We start from the raw sequence: 23,373 nt of genomic DNA on the forward strand, positions 1-23,373 counted from the left end.
AAAATAACTTTAATCTTTTAATAATCCAGCATAAAATGCTGCGCCCCATAGCGCTGACTTATCATTATTGACRATATGAATGGGTACACTCGCCAATAACTCCGCCATCCGATCTCCCTGCATATAATGATGATAGAATTCTCCGGTTTCCAGCAGGACCGCTATCTTGGGCGGAATTCCCCCACCAAGAAACAATCCGCCAGTGGCTTTCATTTTCAATACCAGGTTGCAGGATTCACGGGCCAGGTAACGTACAAACAACTCCATTGTTTTCACACATACCGGTATTCTGCCTGCAATAGCCGCTTTACTTATTTCTGCCGAAGGATCTCCCGCATTCATAGCAGCCCGTAGTTCCGCAGGTTCTTCCATTCCTTTTATATCTCTTAAAAACTGGTAGATATCATACAGTCCAGGCCCACTGATTACCCGTTCCCAGCTCACCACATCATATTTCTCCTGCAGGTATCTCAGCAACAAAATGTCAAGATCTGTTCTCGGTGCAAAATCGGTATGTCCGCCTTCTGTAGGAAATGGATGATGATGCTCCCCGTCCCAGTAGAGTCCGGCCATACCCAAACCTGTACCCGGTGCAATGATGGCTATATTGCCAGTATGCTCAGATGCGCCACGGTGAAGTGTTGTCAGTTGTTGCGGTGCCAGGGTCGCCAATCCGTAAGCGGTAGCTTCCAGGTCATTGATCAGGGCTACTGCCGTGATCCCGGTGCTCTGCCTGATTTCATCTTCACTCAGCTCCCTGGATAAATTAGTCAGCTCCACTTTTCCTTTTACTACCGGACCTGCTACGCCAATGCATATACGCTGCGGTGGCGTGTCCCTGCTTTCACTGATAAAGTGCTGGATGATCTCAGAAAAATTAGCATAATCACGGGACGCATATTTCTGCTCCCGTATCATATCCAACTCCCCGTCAACAGTACTGAACAGCGCAAGATTTGTTTTGGTACCGCCCAGATCACCAGCCAGCAGATAGGTTTTGGTATCCCCACCATGGGTTGGCGCAATAAACTGTGGCAGGTAATGCTGCTTTTTCAATGTTTGCATCGTTGTGGAACTTTATACTTAAAAATAAGGGATTCTGGTAAGACTTCAGAATGATATGTTTTGTTAATAAATGAAGATAGAAATCCAGCAGGGCATTCTTGGAACAGCTTTTGTTCCGGGATGAACAATTTTAAGTGTAAAGTGTAATTCTAACAAATCGCAGGCCTCATGGAAAGACATACTTATCAGACAGGAATTATTGGCAACTGCGCTTTTCTGGCGCATGTAAACAGGAATACTAATATTGATTGGCTTTGCTGGCCCCGCATGGATAGCTCCTTCGTTTTCGGCGGACTGCTGGATAAAAAGAAAGGGGGCGAATTCTCCATCCTCCCTGAGGCCGATTACGCTTCTCATCAATACTACCTTGAAAATACAAATGTACTCTGTACTGAAATTACGACAACTGAAGGTAGCTATCGCATTACCGACTTCTCCCCTCGTTTCCTGCAGTACGAACGCTTCTTTAAACCGCTGATGCTTATCCGGAAAATAGAACCGCTGGAGGGCTCGCCACGCATCCGGGTAAAATGTGAGCCTGTTTGTGATTATGGCGCCGAGAAACTGAAACGGCTACGGGGCAGCAGTCATATTGAATTTGGCGGCTGTGATGAAAACATCCGTCTTACCACCAATATCGCTGTCAGTTATCTTTTTGAAGAAGAATATTTTGTGCTGAATGATACCCGTTACCTCATTCTTACCTATGGGCATCCGCTGGAAGCCCCATTGGCGAGTACGGCAGAACGGTTCCTCCGGGAAACCATTTCCTATTGGAGAACCTGGATCAAACACTCTTCTATTGCCAACTACTTTCAACCATATGTTATCCGGTCGGCGTTAACGTTGAAAATACACCAGTATGAAGATACCGGCGCTATTATTGCTGCCAGCACCACCAGCTTACCGGAATTCCCGGAAAGTGGGCGCAACTGGGACTATCGTTACTGCTGGATGCGTGATACCTATTATGTGATCACGGCCTTAAACCATATCGGGCATTTTGAAGAAATGGAACGCTACTTTGGTTATATAACAGATATCTCCTTCTCCGGCGATTTCCGTTACCAGCCATTGTACGGCATCACCGGTCAAAAGACTTTATCCGAAACCATCCTCCCCCATCTGGATGGTTACCTGGGTAATAAGCCCGTACGAATCGGCAACCAGGCCTATGAGCATATTCAGAATGATATATATGGGCAAGTACTGATATCGATGCTTCCTTTATATACAGATCATCGTTTTGTTTTTTCAGAGAGAAAAGATTCCGACCGCTGGATAGAACTGCTGTTGAAGAAGATTGAAAAAACAATCGATGAAAAAGATGCAGGCATCTGGGAGTTCAGAAACATGGCTAACATTCATTGCTATACGAATCTCTTCCAATGGGCAGGCTGCGCCGCAGCAGAGAAGATGGCCCGGACCATCGGCAATGAGCCTCTCCTGCAAAAGGCAGTGGAACTCAAAAATCGTGCTGCCGAACATATTGAAAGCTGCTATGATCCGGTAAGAAAAGTATATACTAATGCTGCCGGCAGCCAACACTTGGATGCCAGCACGTTACAACTGATCATGATGAACTACCTGGATCCGGCTTCCGAACGTGCTCGTGATCACCTCATTGCACTGGAGAAAGAACTCAAAACTCCGGAAGGCTTGTTTTACCGTTATCGTCACTCCGACGATTTTGGTAAACCTAAAACTACATTTCTCGTATGTGCGTTCTGGTATGTAGAAGCGCTTGCCTGTGTGGGCCGTTTGGATGATGCCCAGCGCGAATTCGGTAAGCTGCTGCAATATTCCAACCACCTATTGCTTTTTAGTGAAGACGTAGAAGCCGAAACCGGCAGTCAGTGGGGTAACTTCCCACAAGCGTATAGCCATGTAGGTTTGATGAATGCCGCCTACAGAATATCAATGAAACTGGATATGCCGATATTTTTATAGCTTTTAGCTTTTAGCTTTTAGCAAAATGCAGCGGAGAACATAATATATGTCTATCTCCGCTGCATTTTGCTAAAAGCTAAAAGCTAATGGCTAAAAGCTATTTACGCTTCCCTGTTTCTCAGGGTCCTCAACAGGTGTCTTACCTCATGATAACTTCTTAAGTAATACTGGGCGGCGGATACCTGGCTGCCGACTTTAATAGTAATGGCTTTTGGCGGAAGGGCTTTAAAGATATCTTCATCCGTTACATCATCTCCCATAGCCATAATGAAATCGTACTTTTTATGATTCAGCCAGCTGAGTGCTGCTTTACCTTTGTTGATCTCTACGTTTTTTACTTCAATCACTTTATCGCCGGGCAATACCTGAAGTCCTTTTTCCACAGTGTAATAGCGAAGGGTATTCATCAGTTCATTAGCGCGTAGTTCGCCCAGGCCGGATTCTACTTTGCGGTAATGCCATACGAGAGAATAGCTTTTCTCTTCTATAAAAGAGCCCGGAGTACGGTCTGTAGCCAATTCCATGATAGGCTGTATTTCCTTCTTCCACTTGTCCGTTAAACCCGGCAGCTGGTACCACTCTCCTTCCTTGGTTTTCTGCCAGGCGCCATGTTCCGCGATGAGGTCCAGTTTCAGATGACCGAACCACTCCCCTAATGTTTCATGGTTTCTGCCACTGATCATTACCAGGTCGTTACCTGGTATGCTGGCCAGCTCCCGGAGCAGTTGGTACAGATCCGGATCCGGCGATGCCATATCGATGTTGGGTTGAAAACCCACCAGTGTACCATCGTAGTCCAGGAAGATGATCCGCTTTTTAGTACTGAAGTATTGCTGCCTTATTAATACGGCCGTTTCCTGGTTCACGCGGCGGGCCAGCATATTCTTTTGCATTTCATTTACTTCATCCAGCCGTGTCATGAACAATTTTACCCAGTGATTAATATTGAACTTGGCAACTATGGATCGCATTTGTTTCATGCGGCGTTGCTGCTCTGGGAGCGGCATGTTAAGTGCATCTACGATAGCACGGGTAATGGCGCCAATGTTATTAGGATTTACGATGATGGCGTCTATTAATTCTTTAGATGCACCAGCCATCTCACTCAAAATCAAGACTCCATCGTTGTTATTACGACTGGCTACATACTCTTTGCTCACCAGGTTCATACCATCTCGCATAGGTGTTACGAGGCAGATGTCTGCAAAATTATAGAGGGCCGATAAGGTTTCCAACGGGAACGAACGATAGAAATACTGGATAGGATGCCAGGCCAGGGTACGGAAGCGGGCATTGACATTCCCTACATATTTATCTATCTGATCACGCAGCTCCTTATATTGTGACACGGTATCACGGGAGGGCACAACAATCATATACAGCACTACTTTACCAATGTATTCCGGGTGCAGTTGTAATAGCAATTCAAATGCTTCCAGTCGCTGCAGGATCCCTTTGCTGTAATCAAGGCGGTCAATAGATAATATTAACCGGTCCTCTGCCTGGAAATTTTCCTTCAGTTGCTGCATCTGTAGCAATACATCAGGGTCTTTGCCCATGTCGGCATACTTATTAAAATCAATGCCCATTGGAAATGTTTCCACCACAATGGCCCTGTCATTATAAGACACCACATTCGCGGAAGTGTTGACAGGCAGCAGGCGGCTGGCCGCATTCAGGAAATGACGGGTATCATCAAAAGTATGGAAGCCCATCAGGTCTGCGCCCAGCATACCTTCCAGTATCTCTGTGCGCCAGGGGATCAGGCGGAATAATTCGTAAGATGGAAATGGGATATGTTGAAAGAAACCGATGGAGATCTCCGGCATTTCGGCCCTGATCATTCCTGGTAATAATAACAGTTGATAGTCGTGTACCCAGATAATGTCTCCGGGTTCTGCTACCTTCATAATGATATCTCTGAATTTTTTATTTACCTGGTAATAGGAATCCCAATGTTCCTGTTCATAGTGTGCATATACGGCCATATAGTGGAAAACAGGCCACAATGTTTCATTTGAAAAGCCCTCGTAAAAGTTGTTAATTTCATCCTGTGTCAGGTAAACCGGCATCAGGTTCATTTTACGCAACTGCTTCGTCATTTTTTCCTGTTCCTTCGGATCGGTGATTTCCTGTCCCGGCCAGCCTATCCAGATATTATTACCTTCTCTGTAAATAGATCCCAAACCTGTTGCCAGGCCGCCTTCGCTGGGCTGTAGCGTATAATCACCGTTTGTTTCTGAAATCTTTACTGGTAGCCTGTTCGATACAATAATGGTCTTTCGCATAGTCAGTTTATATAATCTATTATCTAATTACGTCCAATCGGAATAGCACCAACAAAAACAAAAAATGCACCCAAAAGAGCGGAACCTACATATATAAATAAATACAATGCTGCTACAATGGCTATGGTTCTTCAACAGGGTTTATCCCGAGAGGGATAAGGGCTATACCTGTACAAGTGTGAAACCACAATATAATCATTATCAAGGGGAACAGAAAGTAAAAAGCTTATTTACGACCCAGGGTCATCATCACAACACCGCTGATAACGATGGCTGCAGATAGTCCCACCATCCCAGTAATCGCTTCATTGCCGATAGCCCAGCCGAGAAATAAGGCGACAATAGGATTTACATAGGCATAAGTGGCGGTGAGTCCAGGTGGCGCATTTTTAGACAGCCAGCTATAGGAGGTATATCCTACCAGGGAGCCGATGAGTACCAGGTAAACATAAGCCTGCCAGGCTTCCGTCGTCATGGCGGGCAGGGTATTGATGGCGCCGGGTTCAAAGATCAGGCTGACAAAGAAAGAGAAAACGCCTCCTGCCAGCATTTGAATAGCGGTACTGGTAATTTGCGTAGGCATGGGTAAGCGTTGCACAAATAAGGTACCTGCCGCCCAGCAGATATTACCTGCCACCACTACTGCCACCGGCCATAAAGGAAAGGTGCGGGCCTCATGATGTGCAAAGGGATTAAACAATAGGAAAAGACCTCCAAAGCCGATGGCAATACCCAGCAATGTTAATCCGGAGGGACGCTGTTTACTGAAAAAGGCCCAGTCCATTCCCATGATCCAGGCAGGCATGGCAGCTACCATGAGTGCTACTAGTCCGGAGGGCATATGATGTACTGCCAGGGCGACGGTTGTATTACCGATACCAATAAGGGCAATGCCCACGAAGCAGGCAGATAAAAACTGCTGACGGTTGGGCCACGTCTTTTCCCGCAGGCATCCTATGACCAGCAACAGGGAACCTGCAACCAAAAAGCGCATAGATGACAGAAAGAACGGAGGCACCACTTTGGTGGCGATCTTCATACCGAGGTAGGTGGAACCCCAAATAATATATACGGCTAAAAGGCATAGGATCATCTTGGATGATAAACTGCCTGTCTTCTTATCCATTTTTCTTTCTTTTAGTACGCTGATAATTCCGGGTTACTTTATCTACATCTCCACAGGTACTCATACTGCACCATTTTCGGGAGCCGTTACGACTCTTATCGAGAAAGAGCCATCCACAGGCGGGGCATTCTTTTATCTGTGCGGGTTTGTCTCCTGTATATAATTCTACTGCCGATTTTACCAACCACCAATATACCTGCTCCAGTGCTGGTGCATTAAACTGTAACTTTCCGGCGCCTGCTGACCAACTGATTTCTATGTTAGCATATGCTTCCCCAAGGTAAGTATTGAACTGCACCAGGTCACTCGCCGCTGGATTTTTGCCTGCAATCATGTCAGTAAATAGCCGGTGCAACAATTCCCGCAACAACAGACTTTTTTCAAAAACAATCGCTGCTTTTTGCGGATAGTCTTTTGCAAGCCGTTCCAGGGTATGAATAATTTTAGGAGATAAAGCCCTGGTGTGTGTATACCATTGCAGTAATTCTTTGAATCCCGAAAGGTAGTCACAGGTCGTTTGTTTCTTGCGGTTGTCAACCGTATTGACGAAATCAAGGCACAAAATTCCGCCATCGAGCCTGAGTGTAGAAATGGATTTGGGAACAGACATATCTCCTTCTTTTTAAGTCCTCCCAACAAAGGTAAATTTATTTATTAACCGGCAAAACTTATTTTACTGGTTAATAAAAAAGGGTGTGTAAAACCTTGTTTTACATACCTAAAACAATGCTTAAACATTTGTTTATTAACTAAATAAAAATCAATCATTTACAAAAACAAAAACAGCCCACCGAAGGGCTGCTTTTTATAGACTTTTGATAGTATTTTAATATCTGGAAATGAGAAACGTTCCCTGATTCAGGAAATGTCTTGTTAAAGATACATTATTTATTTAACGTATACTTCAATAATTGCATTTGTCGGCCTTCTTGGTGCAAGAAAACTATCTACCTGGTGGTAATGCAACTTCAATTCATCTCTCAGTGCGAAAGGGAAAAAGTTATTTAAGCCTGGCGCATATTCAAATAAAATGAGGTCATAATGGTGATCCTGTACCTTCTGTTTATAGATCGCCAACTGCCTGTTAAACATCCCTACTCCCAAATGATACCATAACGGACAGTCCGGTCCGGTTTCCGGTTTGTAAGGAATTACTACTGCCAAGGGCGTCAACTCGGACATATTCAGCACCTTTAAATCTGACTTATTGTCCTTTACTACGGGTAAAGCCATGATCCGATCCATCCCTTTTACAGTGGAAGGTGGCATATATATTTTACGGAAAGGCTTCAGATCTGAAAATATCCAGGATGAAACCGGAACATCCGTTGTGTCTTCATTGATCATATAGTTTCGCCTGTTTACTACATTTTCATGATTCGGATTATGGGCATCCACCATTTCCTGTGCAGGAAAAAGACGGTCAGTAAAACGTCCAATATACTTCCACCAGGTACCTGACCACCAGAACAGCACCAGCAAGGTCCCTACGAGCAATGACCTGGGACTGTCTACATACACATGTAGCAGCTCACATAAATAAGTGGCCACGAAAGCAAAAGCGAAACTGTGGAAAAAGATGTTATTGTCTGGCGGGGTGTAACTGGTTACCTGGAAAATAGCTGCTTCTCCTAAAATACCCAATGTCAGTAACACAAATAATACTTCCCGGCGCCGTTGTAACCAGGTATTCCATTGTTTCACTTTGGCAACAATACAAAACACCACTAACACCACATATGCCTTGATCCAATTGGAGTTACCGAAAATTTCATCCGTAAAATCGTTTAGGGCTAACCGTGAGCTATGCGGGGGTTGTCCGTGGTTAAACCAATAGCCGAATCCCGGCATCAGTGGAACAATAAAGAATACCGCTACCAGTCCAAACATCCCAATAAAGATGGGGAAGTCCACCCAGCGGCGGGTCTGGTAACAGTTATATGCCAGGAACAACAGGCAAAGCATAAAGGCCATACCTCCTCCGTCTTGTTTGGTAAAAACTGACAGGAAGATAAAAAGCGCCGCTGCCGCCATCCATAGGTAACTACGGGTACGATTATCAGAAAAGAAAGATTTAAACAGGAAACTGATCCCTATTAGCTCAAACACGATCACGGTATGATTGTACCAGGGCCAGAAATTGAAGAAGGAATAAGACAATACAAACACCAACAGGGAGAGCAACCTGATTCCCGGCCGTATGTCCAAACTTTTAAGGATGGAACGGAAAGCAAAACCTGCCATGATATTAATAAGTACCTGAGCTTTGACCAGGGAAACCATCTCTGGCCCGAAAATTTTAAAGAAGAGTGCAGGGATGATCCAGAATCCATAACCCAATGGCGATCCAAAATCCTTAAATGGAATCTGACCTGAAGAGATGCGATAAGCTCCTTCCCAGGAAAGGAAAATATTCACGCGGTATGGAAATGTAACAAATAATGGCACGAGCGCCAGCAAAACAATAATTAAACTTTCGGTAATGGTCCATTTGCGACCTTTCAGGGAATAAATTGACATAGAAGATTGGGATTTGCTGTAATTGTAATAATCCGCTAATATGAATGGGGGCAAAAGTAATCGAATAAATTGTATCTTGACCCGTCAGAATCAACTTTTTAGTTCCCCATGAAATACATCAAATTACTTAGGCCAAAACATTGGGTAAAAAATGCATTCCTGTTCATTCCACTTTTTTTTGCAGGAGAAATATTCAACACTGCCAAGTTGCTGCATTTACTGATAGGCTTTATTGCCTTCAGTCTCATCGCGAGCAGCATTTATATTATTAATGATTACAAAGATATTGAGGCGGATAAACAGCATCCGGTTAAATGTAAGCGCCCGCTGGCTTCCGGCGCCATATCCAAATCAACCGCCCTTCTCCTTTTTGCATTATGTGTGCTGGGTGGAGCTGGCATTGCCACTTTTCTGGGTGTCAAGTTCGCATTTGTGCTGGGCATTTACTTCGTCCTCAATCTGCTCTATTGCTTCGGTTTAAAGAATATATCTATACTGGACATCATGATCCTGTCTACCGGATTTGTGTTACGGGTAAAATCAGGTGGTGTTGCGGCCGATGTAGCCATGTCTGAGTGGTTGATGATTATGATCTTCCTATTGGCACTCTTTATGGCTATCGCGAAACGCAGAGATGACATCCTGATTAAACTGGATTCCGGTAAAGAAATGAGGAAGGCTGTCAGCGGATACAATATGGATTTCCTGAATGTAATGCTGGCACTCGTTTCTGCAGTGATCATCGTATGTTATCTAATGTATACCATTTCGCCTGAAACTCAAGCCCGGTTTCATACTTACCGGCTATATTACACTACCCTCTTTGTAATTGGCGGATTATTACGATATTTGCAAGTAACCTACGTGGAGAACAATACAGGTTCTCCCACCAAAATCCTATATAAAGACCGTTTTATTCAATTGACCATACTCCTGTGGGTACTTAGTTTTTATGTATTAATTTATTTACCGACAGATAAAACATTTTTTGAATAATGCAAAAACGGTTAGCGAACTGGGGAAACTACCCCGCTGTTGCCAGTGAAGAAAGCGTATTTACACAGGAAGATCAGCTCCGCAAATATGTGGTAGCGCACTCCCACATGATTGCCAGGGGCAACGGTCGGTGTTATGGTGATGCCTCTTTAGGCCAGCATAGTATTTCCATGCTGAAGTATGATAAGATGCTTTCTTTCGATGCGACAAATGGCATTATTGATTTACAAGCTGGTGTAACACTGGACCAGATACTGGCTATCATTGTCCCTAAAGGATGGTTCTTACCTGTTACCCCCGGTACCAAGTATATTACTGTAGGTGGCGCCGTGGCTTCCGATGTACATGGCAAAAATCACCATGTCGATGGCGCCTTCTCTGGCCACATCATTGATATGGACGTATTAACCGCCTCCGGTGAAACGATCTGCTGCGCAGCGGGCACCCATGATGATTTGTTCTGGGCTACCTGCGGAGGCATGGGCCTGACCGGGGTGATTACCCGGGTAAAATTCAGTCTTAAAAAAGTGGAAACTGCTTACATCAAACAAACGCAGCTGAAAGCCAGGAACCTGGAAGAAGTAATCCGCCTGTTTGACGAATATAAACACTACACCTACTCCATGGCCTGGATTGATTGTCTGCAGAAAGGGGATTCCTTTGGCCGGAGTATCCTGATAGTAGGCGAACATGCCACCCCGGAAGAACTGAGTGAACAGCAAAAGAAGGCGCCACTCACCCTGCCGGTTAAACGAAAGCTGACACTCCCCTTTAATCTGCCTTCCTTCGCACTGAATACTTTTACTGTGAAGGCTTTCAACTGGTTATACTACGGAAAGAATTATAAAAAGGTGATGCACAAGGTAATCCCTTATGAGCCCTTCTTCTATCCACTGGACGCCATCCTGCACTGGAACCGCGGTTATGGCAAAGCCGGATTTGTACAGTATCAGTTTGTAGTATCGTTGGAACAAAAAGATGGTCTGATAGCTATTCTCAAAAGGATCAGTGACAAAGGTTGGGGATCTTTTCTGGCTGTACTCAAAGTGTTTGGCAAACAGGATAGCCTTATTTCCTTTCCGATGGAGGGCTATACGCTTGCGTTGGACTTCCCTATCCGCAAGGGACTCTTTGAATTCCTGGATGAACTGGATAAAATTGTACTGCAATATGGAGGCCGTTTATACCTGTCTAAAGATGCCAGGATGAAGCCCGAAATATATTGGAACAGCTATCCGAATGCGGGCAGGTTTGCCGATATTGTAAAACAGTACAACAGCGAGGCCCGGTTTGAATCCCTGCAATCCGAAAGATTGTCATTGATAAAATAGTTTTCCTCTGATTAACCAAACACCTCTCATGCCAACAGTTTTACTACTAGGCGCAGGTTCGGACATGGCAGTAGCCATTGCCAGAAAATTTGCGTCCGAGAAATATGATATTCAATTAGCAGGTCGTCAGATGGCTGCGCTACAACTGCAGCAACAGGACTTGCAGGTACGTTATGGCATTACTGCCACTGCACATACATTTGATGCCAACGACTTTAACGCTCATACTGGTTTCTATACCAGTCTGCCGGTGCAGCCAGATATTACCATTTGTGTATTTGGCTACCTGGGGGATCAGGAGAAAGCCCAACAAAATTGGGTGGAATCCGCTGCTATTATTAATACCAACTATACTGGCGCTGTCTCTATATTAAATGTAGTGGCAGAAAGCTATGCAGAAAAAAAGCAGGGCCTCATTATTGGTATCAGCTCCGTAGCGGGTGAAAGAGGCCGGCAAAGCAACTATATATATGGTAGCGCGAAAGCCGGTTTTACTGCTTACCTCAGTGGACTGCGTAACCGACTTTTTCGTACTGGCGTACACGTGATGAGCGTACAACCTGGCTTTGTAAATACCCGCATGACACAGCATCTGACACTTCCTCCCCTGCTCACTGCGCAGCCGGAAGCAGTAGCCGATGCAATATTTAATGCAATGAAGAAAAGAAAAAATGTGTTGTATGTAAAGTGGCATTGGAAATACATTATGCTCATTATCAAATTAATACCAGAAGGTATTTTCAAAAAACTTTCACTGTGACGATTGCCTTTTTTGACTTTGACGGTACCATTACCAACAAGGACACCCTCTGGGAAATCATCCGTTTCCACAGGGGCAGGGCTGCCATGTATGCCGGTATAGTACAACTGCTGCCGGCATTGCTGCGGTTCAAATTGAAAATGACGCCGGCACAGGAAATGAAGGAGCAGGTGTTGGATTATTTTTTTGGAGAGATGTCTGCCTCGGATTTTGCCGCAGGCTGCGAAGACTTTTGTCGGGAACGTTTGCCTTCCCTTATCCGGCCCCTTGCGTTAACGGCTATACGAAAACATCAGCAGCAGGGACATCATGTAGTGGTTGTTACCGCCTCTGCGCAGGACTGGGTAGCGCCCTGGTGTCGAAAGGAAAACATTGTATGTTTGGGTACCCGGCTGGAAGTAAAAAACAAACAGATCACGGGTAAGATTCAGGGTATCAACTGTAATGGAGAAGAAAAGGTAAATCGTATCCATCAGGCATACCGGCTGGAAAACTTCCGGGAGATATACGCCTACGGCGACAGTGAAGGCGATCGCCCTATGCTGGCGCTGGCCCAATATGCCCACTTTAAGCCCTTTCAGTAAAATTACGCAGTATACGTAATACTAAAAAGCCATTGAAGTAGTTGCTACTTCAATGGCTTTTTTTATGATCTTATATTGGAAATTACTTAATTAGGTTCCTGTCTCGCCGCAGGCGGAAAAACATAATGAAAGAGCAATGCCAGTATAACCACCAGCAGGCAACCAATGGCATTCAGCCAGAGAAATGAAACGCTGCCCGTCCAATAAATAACCAACACCGCGATTTCCGCAATGATAGCTGACCAGAAAGTAGCAGTTCCTCCTACCTTCTTTAAGTAAAAAGCTACCATGAAAATCCCCAGGGTAACCCCATAAAACCAGGATCCCAGCACGTTTACTACTTCTATCAAACTACCCAGGCTGCCTGCAAACTGCGCTACCACAATACAAAACACGCCCCATATCAAGGTCCAGAGTTTAGACATTTTGAGATAGTGATCTTCTGAGGCATGCTCATTATACAACCGTTTGTACACGTCGATCACCGTGGTGGAAGCCAGCGAATTCAGTGCAGCAGCAATACTCCCCCAGGCAGCCAGGAAGATAATAGCTATCAGCAAACCTACCAGACCTTTCGGCAAACTGTTCACCACAAAATGCAGGAATATATAATTGGTATCGTTCGTATCTGCAGTGGGATCAGATGCTTTGATCAGCGACAATGCCTCTGTTCTTATCTGTTGCGATTTATCATCTGTTTGTTGCAGCGCCTTTTTGGCGATGGCTACCTGTGCGCTGTTGTCCGTTTCCAATGCAGCAGCCAATTGTCTTACCTGCTGCTGCTTCAACTGCCCTAACTCACTGTACCTATCCTCGAGTTTTACCAGTGCCGGCCCCTGTTCTGTTTTGTGCACCCTGGCCAACTGTGCTTCATTAAAGAAGATCGGCGCTTTGAAGTACAGATAAAACACAAACACCAGGGCGCCAATCAACAGAATCAGAAACTGCATGGGTACTTTCACCAGGCCGTTCATCAGCAACCCCAACCTGCTTTCCTTCACCGACTTGGCAGTCAGGTAACGGCCTACCTGGGATTGGTCCGTACCAAAATAGGACAAGGCGAGAAAAAATCCCCCGATGATCCCACTCCATATATTGTATTTGTCTTTCCAGTTAAATTTTGTAACAATCACATTCAGTTTATCCATTTTTCCGGATACCTGTAACGCCTGCTTGAAACCGATATTCTCCGGCAGCAGATGTACTACCATCCAGCCTGCGAGGAACATGCCCCCGAAAATAATCACCAGCTGAAAGGTTTGCGTATAGGCTACCGCCCGGGTGCCTCCCACTACGGTATAGATGATGAGCAAGCCACCCATAATCATATTCGTCCAGTAAAGGTTCCAGCCGAGCAAAGAAGATAAGATAATGGAGGGCGCGCAGATACTGATACCGGTAGATAAACCACGTTGTATCAGGAAGAGCGAGGATGTCAGCGTACGTGTTTTCAGATCAAACCGCTTTTCCAGGAACTCGTAAGCAGTATATACTTTTAGCCGGTGAAAGATGGGTACAAAAGTGATACAAAGCACAACCATGGCCAAAGGCAGCCCGAAATAGTACTGGACAAACCGCATCCCGTCTGTATAAGCCTGACCTGGTGCAGATATGAAGGTAATGGCGCTGGCCTGGGTACCGATGATAGACAACAGTACAATATACCAGGGCATAGACTGGTTATCCAGGAAATAGCTTTCCATGTTTCGCTGGCCACGGCTTTTCCAGACACCATAAAATATAATTATTGTGAGTGTACTTATCAGTACAATCCAATCTAAAGGGCTCATGAAAAGGTTTTGGTGAATAAGTAGAAGAGTACGATCAGTAACACCAACCAGGCTATTACCAGTACGTACCAATAATTCCATGTAGGAAAAATCGGCGGTTTCTCTTCATGCAGGTTGTCAGCTGCCATAGACATTAATCGTTTGAATTACTTTTACTCCACATACTTCCTGTCAACAGTCCCAGTGCAATTCCTATCACTAAACCTACCTGTACCCGTTTGATAGTAAAGCCTATCAGCAAGCCGAGTATAATACAGAAGATAGCCGCTATTCTCAATCTGGGCCGATGTTGTTGGTGTTTATTGCTCATTTTCGTTCAATCCCTATTTAACAGAAATCAGGTTTACAAATAACCGGTATGCACCTGGAACACCAGCAGGCAACTGCCTGAAAAATGATAAGCCGGTATATACATAGCTTCCTTTACCATAATGTGCCACCAATGTAGAACCATCCAGTGGAGATTCTCCTTTATCATTCATGGTAAAGAGCTTATCATAAGCCTTATCAGCGTTTACCGTGTAATACAATCCCCTTTCCTGAACCCAGCCATTGAAATCAGCAGTGGTAATTTCATTGGGATAATGGAATACGGGATCTTTTGGATCGATGAAATGCACAGGGGCATTTTCATCTGTGACCCTGTCGCGGGAAAGCCCGAATGGATAAGGTCCCATATCATTGATGACCAGTGGCCCGTTTACATTATACTGGATAACCAGCTTGCCACCTTTATTTACGTACTCCATCAGCTTAGGCTGCCAGTATTTCATACGTGCGTTTACGTTATATGCACGCACACCGGCAATAATCGCATCATATTGTTGCAGGTTGCCGCTCATGATATCTTTTTCTCCCAGCTCAGTTACATCGTAACCTACCTGGCGAAGCGAGGCTGCCACCATATCACCGGCGCCGGGAATATATCCCAGGCGGTTGCCGTTATGTTTCAGGTTCACAGATACCAACCGGGCCTGCGCTGCAGGAAATAAAGTAATGAGCGGAATATGGTCATAGCGGATCTGTTGCAAGCTTTGCGTGTATTCTTTACCGTTACACTCCATTACTACCGTGAACGTATCTACGTGATTATCACTCACTCCCTTAACAGGATTAATATTAAAACGCAGCTCTACTTCATCCCCTTTCTGAGCGAGCGTATAGGCAATACTATTGTTGGCGGCAGTGAAGCCGGCAGGTAATTGCAGATGTACAGTACCTTTCACATTATCTGCCATTGCTTTTATTTTCACCGGTACAGCTTGAGGTTTGGTATCGGTAAATATATATACCTGGCTGTTGAGGTCAGCTACTACCGGAGGTGCAATGACCAGTGGCTGGTAGATCTCTCCTTTAACCGGATCGGTGTATTTGTATTGTAATGGGCGGCTGATGGTAAAGTCCTGGTCACCGATGCGCAGGTGAATTTGTGCCTGCAGCACGGGTACATTTTCGGGATTACCCACCAGTAAAGGATCTTTAATGATGTACATGCCCACAGGATGTGCATCCGCCAGCCAGTAGGGCTGCGATTCCGGTGTATTAGCCGGCACTGGCAGGATTTGGGAAATGCTGGTAAATTTATTGAATACCAGGTCCTGTTTACCGGAGGCGTTAGGTTTACCTGGCAGGTCGATCTGTTGCAGGATTACTTTAACATTGCCTCTGTTGATCAGTTGCACAGTGGCTTCCATGTTATTGCCCGGCACTACAGTGGGAGAAGTGCTGTAGGCTTCTGCCCACAAACCTGCGCAAGCGTATATGAGTTGTTCTGTTTCTTTTAGCTTCAGATTGCGCCAGTAGCCATCGGGTAATACCTGGATAGCACGGCGTATTTCCAGCAATGCCGGAACGGAGGCGGTAGGATCTTCCATGTTGTAGGCTGCGAGTGCGGCATCCACCAGCGCTCCTACTTTGTTACCACCTGGAATCCTTGACCAACTGGTATTTACATCATCGAGCAGGCTGTTTTTAGGCGTATTCCCTTTTATCGTGAGAAAATATTCCTGGGAGCTGCCGCGGGAGGCCGGCACGCCAAATCCCTGGCTTTTGTGCTGGGAGCGGCTTTCGGCGGCTATTTCACCGAAGCCTTTACCGAGCAATGGGTTAAAGGTGCCTACGTCCATTTTGAACTGGTCGTCTGCCGTAGTGTTGACATTGCCGAAGTTAAAGGTGTTCCACAGGATGCGTTTGGCTTGCCAGGGTTTCACCAGTGCGAGTTGTTCCGGAAAGCGTTTGGGATCTGCTGCGGCGGTGTAAGCTTCCTCCGCCAGCATGGCCGAAGCAGTATGATGACCGTGACCGGCACGACTATCCGCCGGGAAACGGCAGATGATCACGTCCGGTTGAAATTTGCGGATCATATATACTACATCTCCCAAAATCCTTTCCCGGTCCCAGATAGTAAATGTTTCCTGTGGATTTTTGGAGAAGCCAAAGTCCTGTGCACGGGTAAAGAACTGCTCAGCCCCATCGATGCGGCGGGCGGCCAGCAGTTCCTGGGTGCGGATCAATCCCAGCAATTCGGACTGTTCGTTACCAACAAGATTTTGTCCGCCATCACCACGGGTCAGCGACAGGTAGCCGGTACGGTACAATTTCTCTTTCGCCAGATAGCCTAACAGACGGGTATTTTCGTCATCGGGATGGGCGGCAATATACAATACGCTACCGAGCGTATCTAGCTTTTTCAGTTGAAGTTTAATGTCAGCAGCATTCCATACGGGAGAAGGTTGTGCCATAGCAGGCAAACCCATTGCTGTCAATAAAATTATAACCAGGGCGGTGTAACGTCTTATAAACATTTGGTGGTACGTGAATTTACAGATTGCCAAAAGTAGTAATTAATTGGTGGGAGGAAAGGATAAATTGGTTGAGTGGCGGAAATCATCTCTAAAAAATAAAAGTCCCGGTTGGACCACCGGGACTTTATTTCTTCATAAGCAAAAACCAACCAGCTTAAAGCAAAAACCAATTATTAACAAAGGCGGTTTAGATTTAATTGTACCCTTCGTTCTGCTGGTTGCGAATATTGGGGTTAGCATCCAGTTCTCTCTGTGGGATGGGCAGTATCACTTTTGTACTGGGCCAGGCCACCTGTATTGTTTTGTCACTCGCCAGGTATTTGGTGAATGATTGTTTTGTTCGTATTAAATCAAATAAGCGATGTCCTTCAAAAGCAAGCTCCTTGCGTCTTTCCAACAGTATAGCATCCAGGAGTGCTTGCCCGGTAACGGTTACCGGTAAGGCGTTTCGATCGGCACGTTGTGCCACTACATTCAGATCAGCCTGCGCTTCCGGTGCTTTTCCAAGGTGAGCCAGTGCTTCTGCACGGATCAGGTACAATTCTGCCAGCCGCATCACTTTTATGCCTTCTGAGAAAGTAGTTACATCACTGTACTTCGAAATCACATTGGCGGGGCTTTCTCCGCCATTGCCTGCGCGTTTACTTTTCTTCAGAAAATTCCGCCGTACATCGCCGGAAGTATAAATATTAAATACATTATTTGTTGCCAGTACATCTCCATAGCCGTCCTGGTTGAACATATAGCCCAGCCCATCTGTGCCGGGATTGTCTACCGGGGTATTGATGATTTCAAAAATCGTTTCGCCGTTACCTGTAATTTTAAAATCACTGACCAGTTTATCGCCGGTCAGCAGCGAATATCTATTGCTTTTGATCACCGCATTGGCTAGCGCCGCTGCGTCCTCCCAATCTTCTTTGTACAATAATACCCTCGCCAACAGTGCTTTTGCGGAATACACATTAAGTCTTGCTGAGGAGAAAGCAGTACTGTTACTTTCTTCAAATTTGCGGATGGCGGTTCTCAGGTCGTTGATAATCTGCGCATAAGTATCTTTCATACTACTGCGGGAGGGCGCCTGCACAGAGTCAACATTCGTGATCGTTACAATGGGAATCCCCATATGTGAAGCGTTTGCCGTAAAATTATAAGGTTGTGCATACATGCGGGACAGATCAAAAAATACCTGTGCCCTTATTGCATATGCTTCTGCCACTATCTGTTTTGCTTCGATACTATCTGCTGCCGATGGTAGCAGCGAAATAGCCGGTCCTTTAGAAATGACCATATTCGCATTCGCTACCACACTGTATAATTGATTCCAGGAGTCAGTCGTATACACGTCATTAGCGGTAACGATATACTGGTCCTGGTTGCGATAGCGGTTGGTATTGATCACACTGACAAAACTATTATCAGCCCTCAGATCCGGGAGCAGTGGCATGGTGCGTCCATAATAGTTTGCACTCTGCATCAGCGAATACACACCGCTGATGGCTGCCTGCAGACCGGGAAGATCTTTGATAGCACGACCGGTTTCGGTAGACTGGTCCGGTTTTAATTCCAGAAAGTCTTTGCTACAGGCACCTAACAAACCTGTCAGCAACAGCATGATACCATATGTATATTTCTTCTGCATGAATACTTTAAAAATTTACATCCAGTCCAACCAAAAATGTTTTGAATACTGGCGGTCTTTGATCGTAATCTCCTGTTACCGGTACTTCCGGATCCATTGTGAGACGTTTATCTTTTACGTACGTCCATAAATTATTACCGCGTACATATACCTTCACTTCGTTGATACTGGCTTTCTTTAGCCAGGTTTGTGGCAGGCTATAGGCCAGCATCAGATCTCTGAGCCGGATAAAGCTGCCATCGTAGAGGAAGCGGGAAGATACCTGGTTGCTAAGCCCCGACTGTGTACCGCCAAAGACTACTTTTGGCACAGAGGTGATATCTCCCGGATGTTGCCAGCGATTTTCGTAAGTAAGACGAGACATTTTTGCACCGCCGCCAAATCCGCCGCTACCATCTGATTCCGTGAAGGGGCCCCAGTTATCGAACACTTTATTTCCCCAGTTATAGAAGAACTGGAAGCTCAGTTCAAAGCCCTTATAGCTGAAAAAGTTGGTGATACCACCATAAAATTGGGGTAAGGCACTACCCTGATAAAATCGTTGTGCTTCGCCGTAAGACTTAGTGGTACTGGTTTTAGAAGCATCTTTATACCAGAGCGCTTCTCCGGTTTGCGGATCTGCTCCTGCAAATCCAACCAGGTAAAACTGGTAGAAATCCCTGCCTACTTCCCTTCTGTAGTTAAGGTAGGTGATCTGGTTATCCAGCCTGGTAATTGTATTTTTCAGCGTAGAGAAATTGGCATCTGTACGCCATGAAAATTCATGTTCATTTTTAGCGATGATATTGCGGGAAGAAAGTGCTATCTCCATGCCGCTGTTTTTCATCTCTCCGTTATTCCTGAAAACGGTGGTAATACCATTAGCAGAAGATACCGGTACATTCAACAGTAACCGTGAGGTAGTCCTGTTATAGTATTCAATGGTACCAGATAAGCGATTCTTCAACACCGCGAAATCGAGTCCTATGTTGAATGGCCTGTTCTGTTCCCAGGTAAGGAAAGCATTGGGGTATTGCGTGAGCACGTACCCCGGTTTCCCATTATAATCATTACCGGGACTATACAGCGATAAAGATGCATAGTTATCAATAGCCTGGTTTCCGTTGCTGCCGTAGCTCGCTCTTATTTTTAATTCGTTGATGCCGGATATATTCTGCAAAAAGGGCTCCCTGTAAATGTTCCAGGCAGTTCCCAGTGACCAGAATGCGGCGCTTCTCTTTTGACTGCCAAACCTGGAAGAGGCATCTCTTCTGATAGAGGCAGTGAAATAATATTTTTGTTTGTAATCGTAGCTGTTGTTCAGGAACACGCCTGTTAAAGAATTGGCATTAGACACAGAAGTTACTTTTTCCGGTTTTGATGCATCCGCCAGTGACTCCATTCCCGGAAGCAGGTTAGATGCTTCAGAAGCATTGCTGGTGTTGGTGGTTTTTTGTGCTTCATAACCGATGAAAGTACTGATGCCATGATAACCCCAACGTCTGTTGAAACGCAGGATATTAGTAGATACCCAGTTGTTCCATAAACTATTATTTACCGATACCCAGCCATTGGTATTTCTGCCATCTGCAAAGCCCGGTGCAAAAAATAAATTGCTGCGGGCATAGTTCAGGTCAAGGCTGATTTTTGTTTCAAAAGAAAGGAAATCTGTAAATGCGTATTTAGCGGCGGCGCCTCCCAGCAAGCCATATGTGCTGCCTGTCCGGGAGTTCCCATTCATCACAGCTACCGGGTTAAAGCTATTATTATAACTAAAATCATAGCTGCCATCATTGTTGTAAACCTTCAGCCAGGGCTGTATCCGGACTAATGAACGTACAGGGTTTCCCATGAGTCCCATATCTGCTACTGCATTTGCACGCTGGTAGGATAAAGACAGGTTTACATCAAACGATAAACGATTGGTGGCCTGGTTACTCAGATTCAGCTTACCTGTCATACGTTTATAGTCCACTCCTTTCAGGGCTGATTTAGAATCATATAACCCTCCGGAGACGTAAAATTTTGTTTTATTACTTCCGCCTGCGGCAGACAGATTCGCCTGTGTATAGCTTCCATGGCGGGTCAGCACATCGATCCAGTTGGTATTTACAGTTGTGTCCACACCACGTGCGCGGATTTCCTGCTGGAAGCCTGCTTCCCCGGTGCCATCTGCCTTGTTGATCCAACCTTCCCGCAACAGCGCCATCATCTCTTTTGTATTGAGCGGATAGTTTGCCTGCGGAATGGTGAGTTGGTTGCTACCTCTTTGTATGGAGGCACTGATCTTTGTTCTGCCCTGGCTGCCGGTTTTGGTGGTAATTAAAATTACCCCGTTGGCAGCGCGGGAGCCATAGATCGAGGCAGATGCGGCATCTTTCAAAATAGAGATGGAGGCGATATCTGCGCTGTTGATTCCTGCCAGGGAATTAACATTGTAATCTGTAAGATTATCCGTTACAACGGGTACGCCGTCTACTACGTAGAGCGGCGAGCTACCTGCTGTAATGGAACCTATACCACGAATATGAATACTCGGTACGGAGCCGGGTTGACCGGAACCGTTGGTAGATTGTAAGCCGGTTACATTGCCTTGTAAGCTTTCCTGGAAGCTGCTACGGGGTGCTTTATCATACAATGAAGCATTTACCATAGTAGCTGATCCTGTCAAAGAACTTCTTGTTTGCACACTATAAGCGACTACCACCACTTCATTCAATCCTTTGGAGTCGTCTTTCAGCACAATGTTGAAGTGCGTATTGTTACTTACCTGCACTTTTTGTTCTTCATAGCCTATGAATGAACAGATCAATGTAGCGAAAGAAGGTACTTCCATATGGAATAGACCATTCTCATCTGTAGTGGTGCCTTTGTTAAGGCCCGCAATACGCAAACTCACACCTGGCAGCGGATGTCCGAAAACATCTGTTACCGTTCCGTTGATATTGATCCCTGTGATCACTTTGTCTTCCGGCGCTATGGCGACCAGGTTAGCAGAAAGCTGCTTAAAAGTGAGACCGGTATTCTTCAATATCTTTCGTAAAATATCTTCTGTCAAAGCATTATTCACATCAATAGAAACCTTGCTGCTAGCCGGGATCAAATCATTGCGGTACACAAAACGGTAACCGCTTTTCTTTTCAATCAGCTTTAGCAGCTTGGTCAATGGCAATGATTCAGCTTTGATAGAGATGCGACGGTCCTGTTGACCGAAGGCATCTCCTGCTATTTGCAAACAGGTAATAAGAATAATAAAGGACACCAGTTTCATTATCAATACAACTTTTCCCAATGTTTTTAGACGCAAAAGGATTGCATAATGTATGAATTTTTTCCATACATTTAGGTTGTAAAAGGTCATAAAACTACGACAGGACTACATTGCCAAGTGAAGCTAACTGCCGTTTGATCTCAACAAAGGGGGTAAATGTTTGCAGCATTTGCCCTTTTTTTATATGAGCGGTATCGATTTTTAGTTTTTTTTCTACCCCTTATTGGGTAATAAATACTTCATTACTCACTATCCGGAAATGAAATGTTGTTGTAACCTTCAGCGCTTCCAATACTTCCGGAAACGATTCATCTTTAAATGTGCCTGTAAAATGGTAGCTCTTTAAACTGTCGCCGAGATGTATCTTAATTCCATACCAGCGTTCCATTTTAAGGGCAATATCATCGAACTTATCGTTATCAAATATGAGGAAATTATCACGCCAGGCGGTTTCCACCACCATGCTATCGGGTTGATTACTGCGAATCGTTTCTACTCTATAACCTGCTACCAGGTTGGGTTTGGTTAATTTGCTTCCGTTGCTGTGCTGCAGGATAATTTTTTGATTCGGCAACAATTTCACATTCCGTTCCAGTCCATCATTCAGGGTTACTTCCACCGCACCAGTGATAAGAGTAGCTTCCGTTGTCTGATCCTGCGTATAGGCTTTGACGTTAAAAGAAGTACCCAATACTTTTATGCCCATCTTAGTGGTATGGATATAAAATGGTTTCCCGGCATTCTTTGCAACATCAAAAAAAGCTTCCCCTTCCAGCGTCACTTCCCGGTCGTCCAGGTTGTTCATATCAGGATTATAGGTTAAACGGCTGCCTCCATTGAGCCATACTTCTGTCCCATCCGGTAGTTGTGCTTTAGAGCGGGAACCATCACGGGTAAAAATAGCGGCCATCGCCTTCTTGTCGCCTTTCAGCGGGGCTTTGCTTGCTAGCAGGTAAACGCAATAGCTTCCCAGTAACAGTACCAGTACCGATAATACGGATACGACTTTGCGGATATTCCTGCCTTCTCTTTTTACGGGCAGTTCTGCCGATGGAAGCGTCATCTCCATTTTATGAAGATGCCTTTCCAGGGCATTATCTATTTTATGATCCCATTCTTCACTATTGGCTGGTTGTGGCCAGCTGCTTAAAACGGAAAGTTTATATCTCAGGTCCGGATCCTTCTGCAACAGCTCTTCCAGCTCACGCAACTCTCCCATCGTGGCTTCGCCCGATACCTTTCTTCCCATCAAAAGCCATATTCTTTCCTG

Annotated in this window: 16 protein-coding genes; 5 read left to right on the plus strand and 11 right to left on the minus strand. The window is 45.2% G+C overall.

The features are described from left to right. Nucleotides 1-9: 9 nt before the first annotated feature. On the minus strand, nt 10-1,065 hold the full coding sequence (gene glk, locus AC1DCV_RS18875) for a glucokinase (RefSeq protein WP_477024608.1): 1,056 nt from the start codon (nt 1,063-1,065) through the stop codon (nt 10-12). A 168-nt stretch (nt 1,066-1,233) separates the two neighbouring features. On the opposite strand from glk, the gene AC1DCV_RS18880 reads away from it, so the two are divergent. Then, nucleotides 1,234-3,015: a glycoside hydrolase family 15 protein gene (locus AC1DCV_RS18880; protein ID WP_477024609.1), complete on the plus strand. Its 1,782-nt coding sequence runs from the start codon at nt 1,234-1,236 to the stop codon at nt 3,013-3,015. 101 nt (nt 3,016-3,116) lie between these two features. On the opposite strand, the gene AC1DCV_RS18885 is transcribed toward AC1DCV_RS18880, so the two are convergent. The 4 genes from AC1DCV_RS18885 to AC1DCV_RS18900 form a co-directional block, all read right to left on the minus strand. Beyond that, complete coding sequence (locus tag AC1DCV_RS18885) at nt 3,117-5,303, minus strand: bifunctional alpha,alpha-trehalose-phosphate synthase (UDP-forming)/trehalose-phosphatase (protein ID WP_477024610.1); 2,187 nt, start codon at nt 5,301-5,303, stop codon at nt 3,117-3,119. A 226-nt stretch (nt 5,304-5,529) separates the two neighbouring features. Then, nucleotides 5,530-6,429 carry an EamA family transporter gene (locus AC1DCV_RS18890; RefSeq protein WP_477024611.1) on the minus strand — a complete coding sequence of 300 codons (900 nt, stop codon included), beginning with the start codon at nt 6,427-6,429 and terminating at the stop codon, nt 5,530-5,532. Continuing rightward, a complete protein-coding gene (locus AC1DCV_RS18895) occupies nt 6,422-7,039 on the minus strand; it encodes a CGNR zinc finger domain-containing protein (protein WP_477024612.1) in 618 nt (205 codons plus the stop codon). Before AC1DCV_RS18895 ends, AC1DCV_RS18890 begins: the two co-directional genes overlap by 8 nt. Before the next feature lie 278 nt (nt 7,040-7,317). After that, the gene (locus AC1DCV_RS18900) at nt 7,318-8,949 is read right to left on the minus strand and encodes a hypothetical protein (RefSeq protein ID WP_477024613.1); all 1,632 of its coding nucleotides are present in this window, start codon (nt 8,947-8,949) and stop codon (nt 7,318-7,320) included. 108 nt (nt 8,950-9,057) lie between these two features. Between AC1DCV_RS18900 and AC1DCV_RS18905 the strand changes: the two genes are divergently transcribed. Genes AC1DCV_RS18905 through AC1DCV_RS18920 form a run of 4 tightly spaced genes read left to right on the plus strand, consistent with a single transcriptional unit; the run spans nt 9,058 to nt 12,620 of the window. Further along, nucleotides 9,058-9,945 carry a decaprenyl-phosphate phosphoribosyltransferase gene (locus AC1DCV_RS18905; RefSeq protein WP_477024614.1) on the plus strand — a complete coding sequence of 296 codons (888 nt, stop codon included), beginning with the start codon at nt 9,058-9,060 and terminating at the stop codon, nt 9,943-9,945. Beyond that, complete coding sequence (locus AC1DCV_RS18910; RefSeq protein ID WP_477024615.1) at nt 9,945-11,276, plus strand: FAD-binding oxidoreductase; 1,332 nt, start codon at nt 9,945-9,947, stop codon at nt 11,274-11,276. The genes AC1DCV_RS18905 and AC1DCV_RS18910 overlap by 1 nt, the downstream gene beginning before the upstream one ends. 28 nt (nt 11,277-11,304) lie before the next feature. Further along, the gene (locus tag AC1DCV_RS18915) at nt 11,305-12,036 is read left to right on the plus strand and encodes an SDR family oxidoreductase (RefSeq protein WP_477024616.1); all 732 of its coding nucleotides are present in this window, start codon (nt 11,305-11,307) and stop codon (nt 12,034-12,036) included. Beyond that, nucleotides 12,033-12,620, plus strand: a complete 588-nt coding sequence (locus tag AC1DCV_RS18920) for an HAD family hydrolase (protein WP_477024617.1) — start codon at nt 12,033-12,035, stop codon at nt 12,618-12,620. The genes AC1DCV_RS18915 and AC1DCV_RS18920 overlap by 4 nt, the downstream gene beginning before the upstream one ends. 86 nt (nt 12,621-12,706) lie before the next feature. On the opposite strand, the gene AC1DCV_RS18925 is transcribed toward AC1DCV_RS18920, so the two are convergent. The 6 genes from AC1DCV_RS18925 to AC1DCV_RS18950 all read right to left on the minus strand — a co-directional run bounded on the left by AC1DCV_RS18925 (nt 12,707) and on the right by AC1DCV_RS18950 (nt 23,352). Next, the gene (locus AC1DCV_RS18925) at nt 12,707-14,410 is read right to left on the minus strand and encodes a sodium:solute symporter family protein (protein WP_477024618.1); all 1,704 of its coding nucleotides are present in this window, start codon (nt 14,408-14,410) and stop codon (nt 12,707-12,709) included. 133 nt (nt 14,411-14,543) lie between these two features. After that, nucleotides 14,544-14,720: a hypothetical protein gene (locus AC1DCV_RS18930; protein WP_477024619.1), complete on the minus strand. Its 177-nt coding sequence runs from the start codon at nt 14,718-14,720 to the stop codon at nt 14,544-14,546. Between the two features lie 13 nt (nt 14,721-14,733). Further along, a complete protein-coding gene (locus tag AC1DCV_RS18935; RefSeq protein ID WP_477024620.1) occupies nt 14,734-17,214 on the minus strand; it encodes a PIG-L family deacetylase in 2,481 nt (826 codons plus the stop codon). A gap of 193 nt (nt 17,215-17,407) precedes the next feature. Next, nucleotides 17,408-18,853 (minus strand): RagB/SusD family nutrient uptake outer membrane protein, encoded by a 1,446-nt coding sequence (locus tag AC1DCV_RS18940; protein WP_477024621.1) that lies wholly within the window; start codon nt 18,851-18,853, stop codon nt 17,408-17,410. Between the two features lie 7 nt (nt 18,854-18,860). Next, nucleotides 18,861-22,103 carry a SusC/RagA family TonB-linked outer membrane protein gene (locus AC1DCV_RS18945; protein ID WP_477024622.1) on the minus strand — a complete coding sequence of 1,081 codons (3,243 nt, stop codon included), beginning with the start codon at nt 22,101-22,103 and terminating at the stop codon, nt 18,861-18,863. Nucleotides 22,104-22,323: 220 nt separating this feature from the next. After that, complete coding sequence (locus tag AC1DCV_RS18950; protein WP_477024623.1) at nt 22,324-23,352, minus strand: FecR family protein; 1,029 nt, start codon at nt 23,350-23,352, stop codon at nt 22,324-22,326. Between the last annotated feature and the right edge of the window lie 21 nt (nt 23,353-23,373).

This window comes from Chitinophaga sp. 10T418, assembly GCF_056394125.1.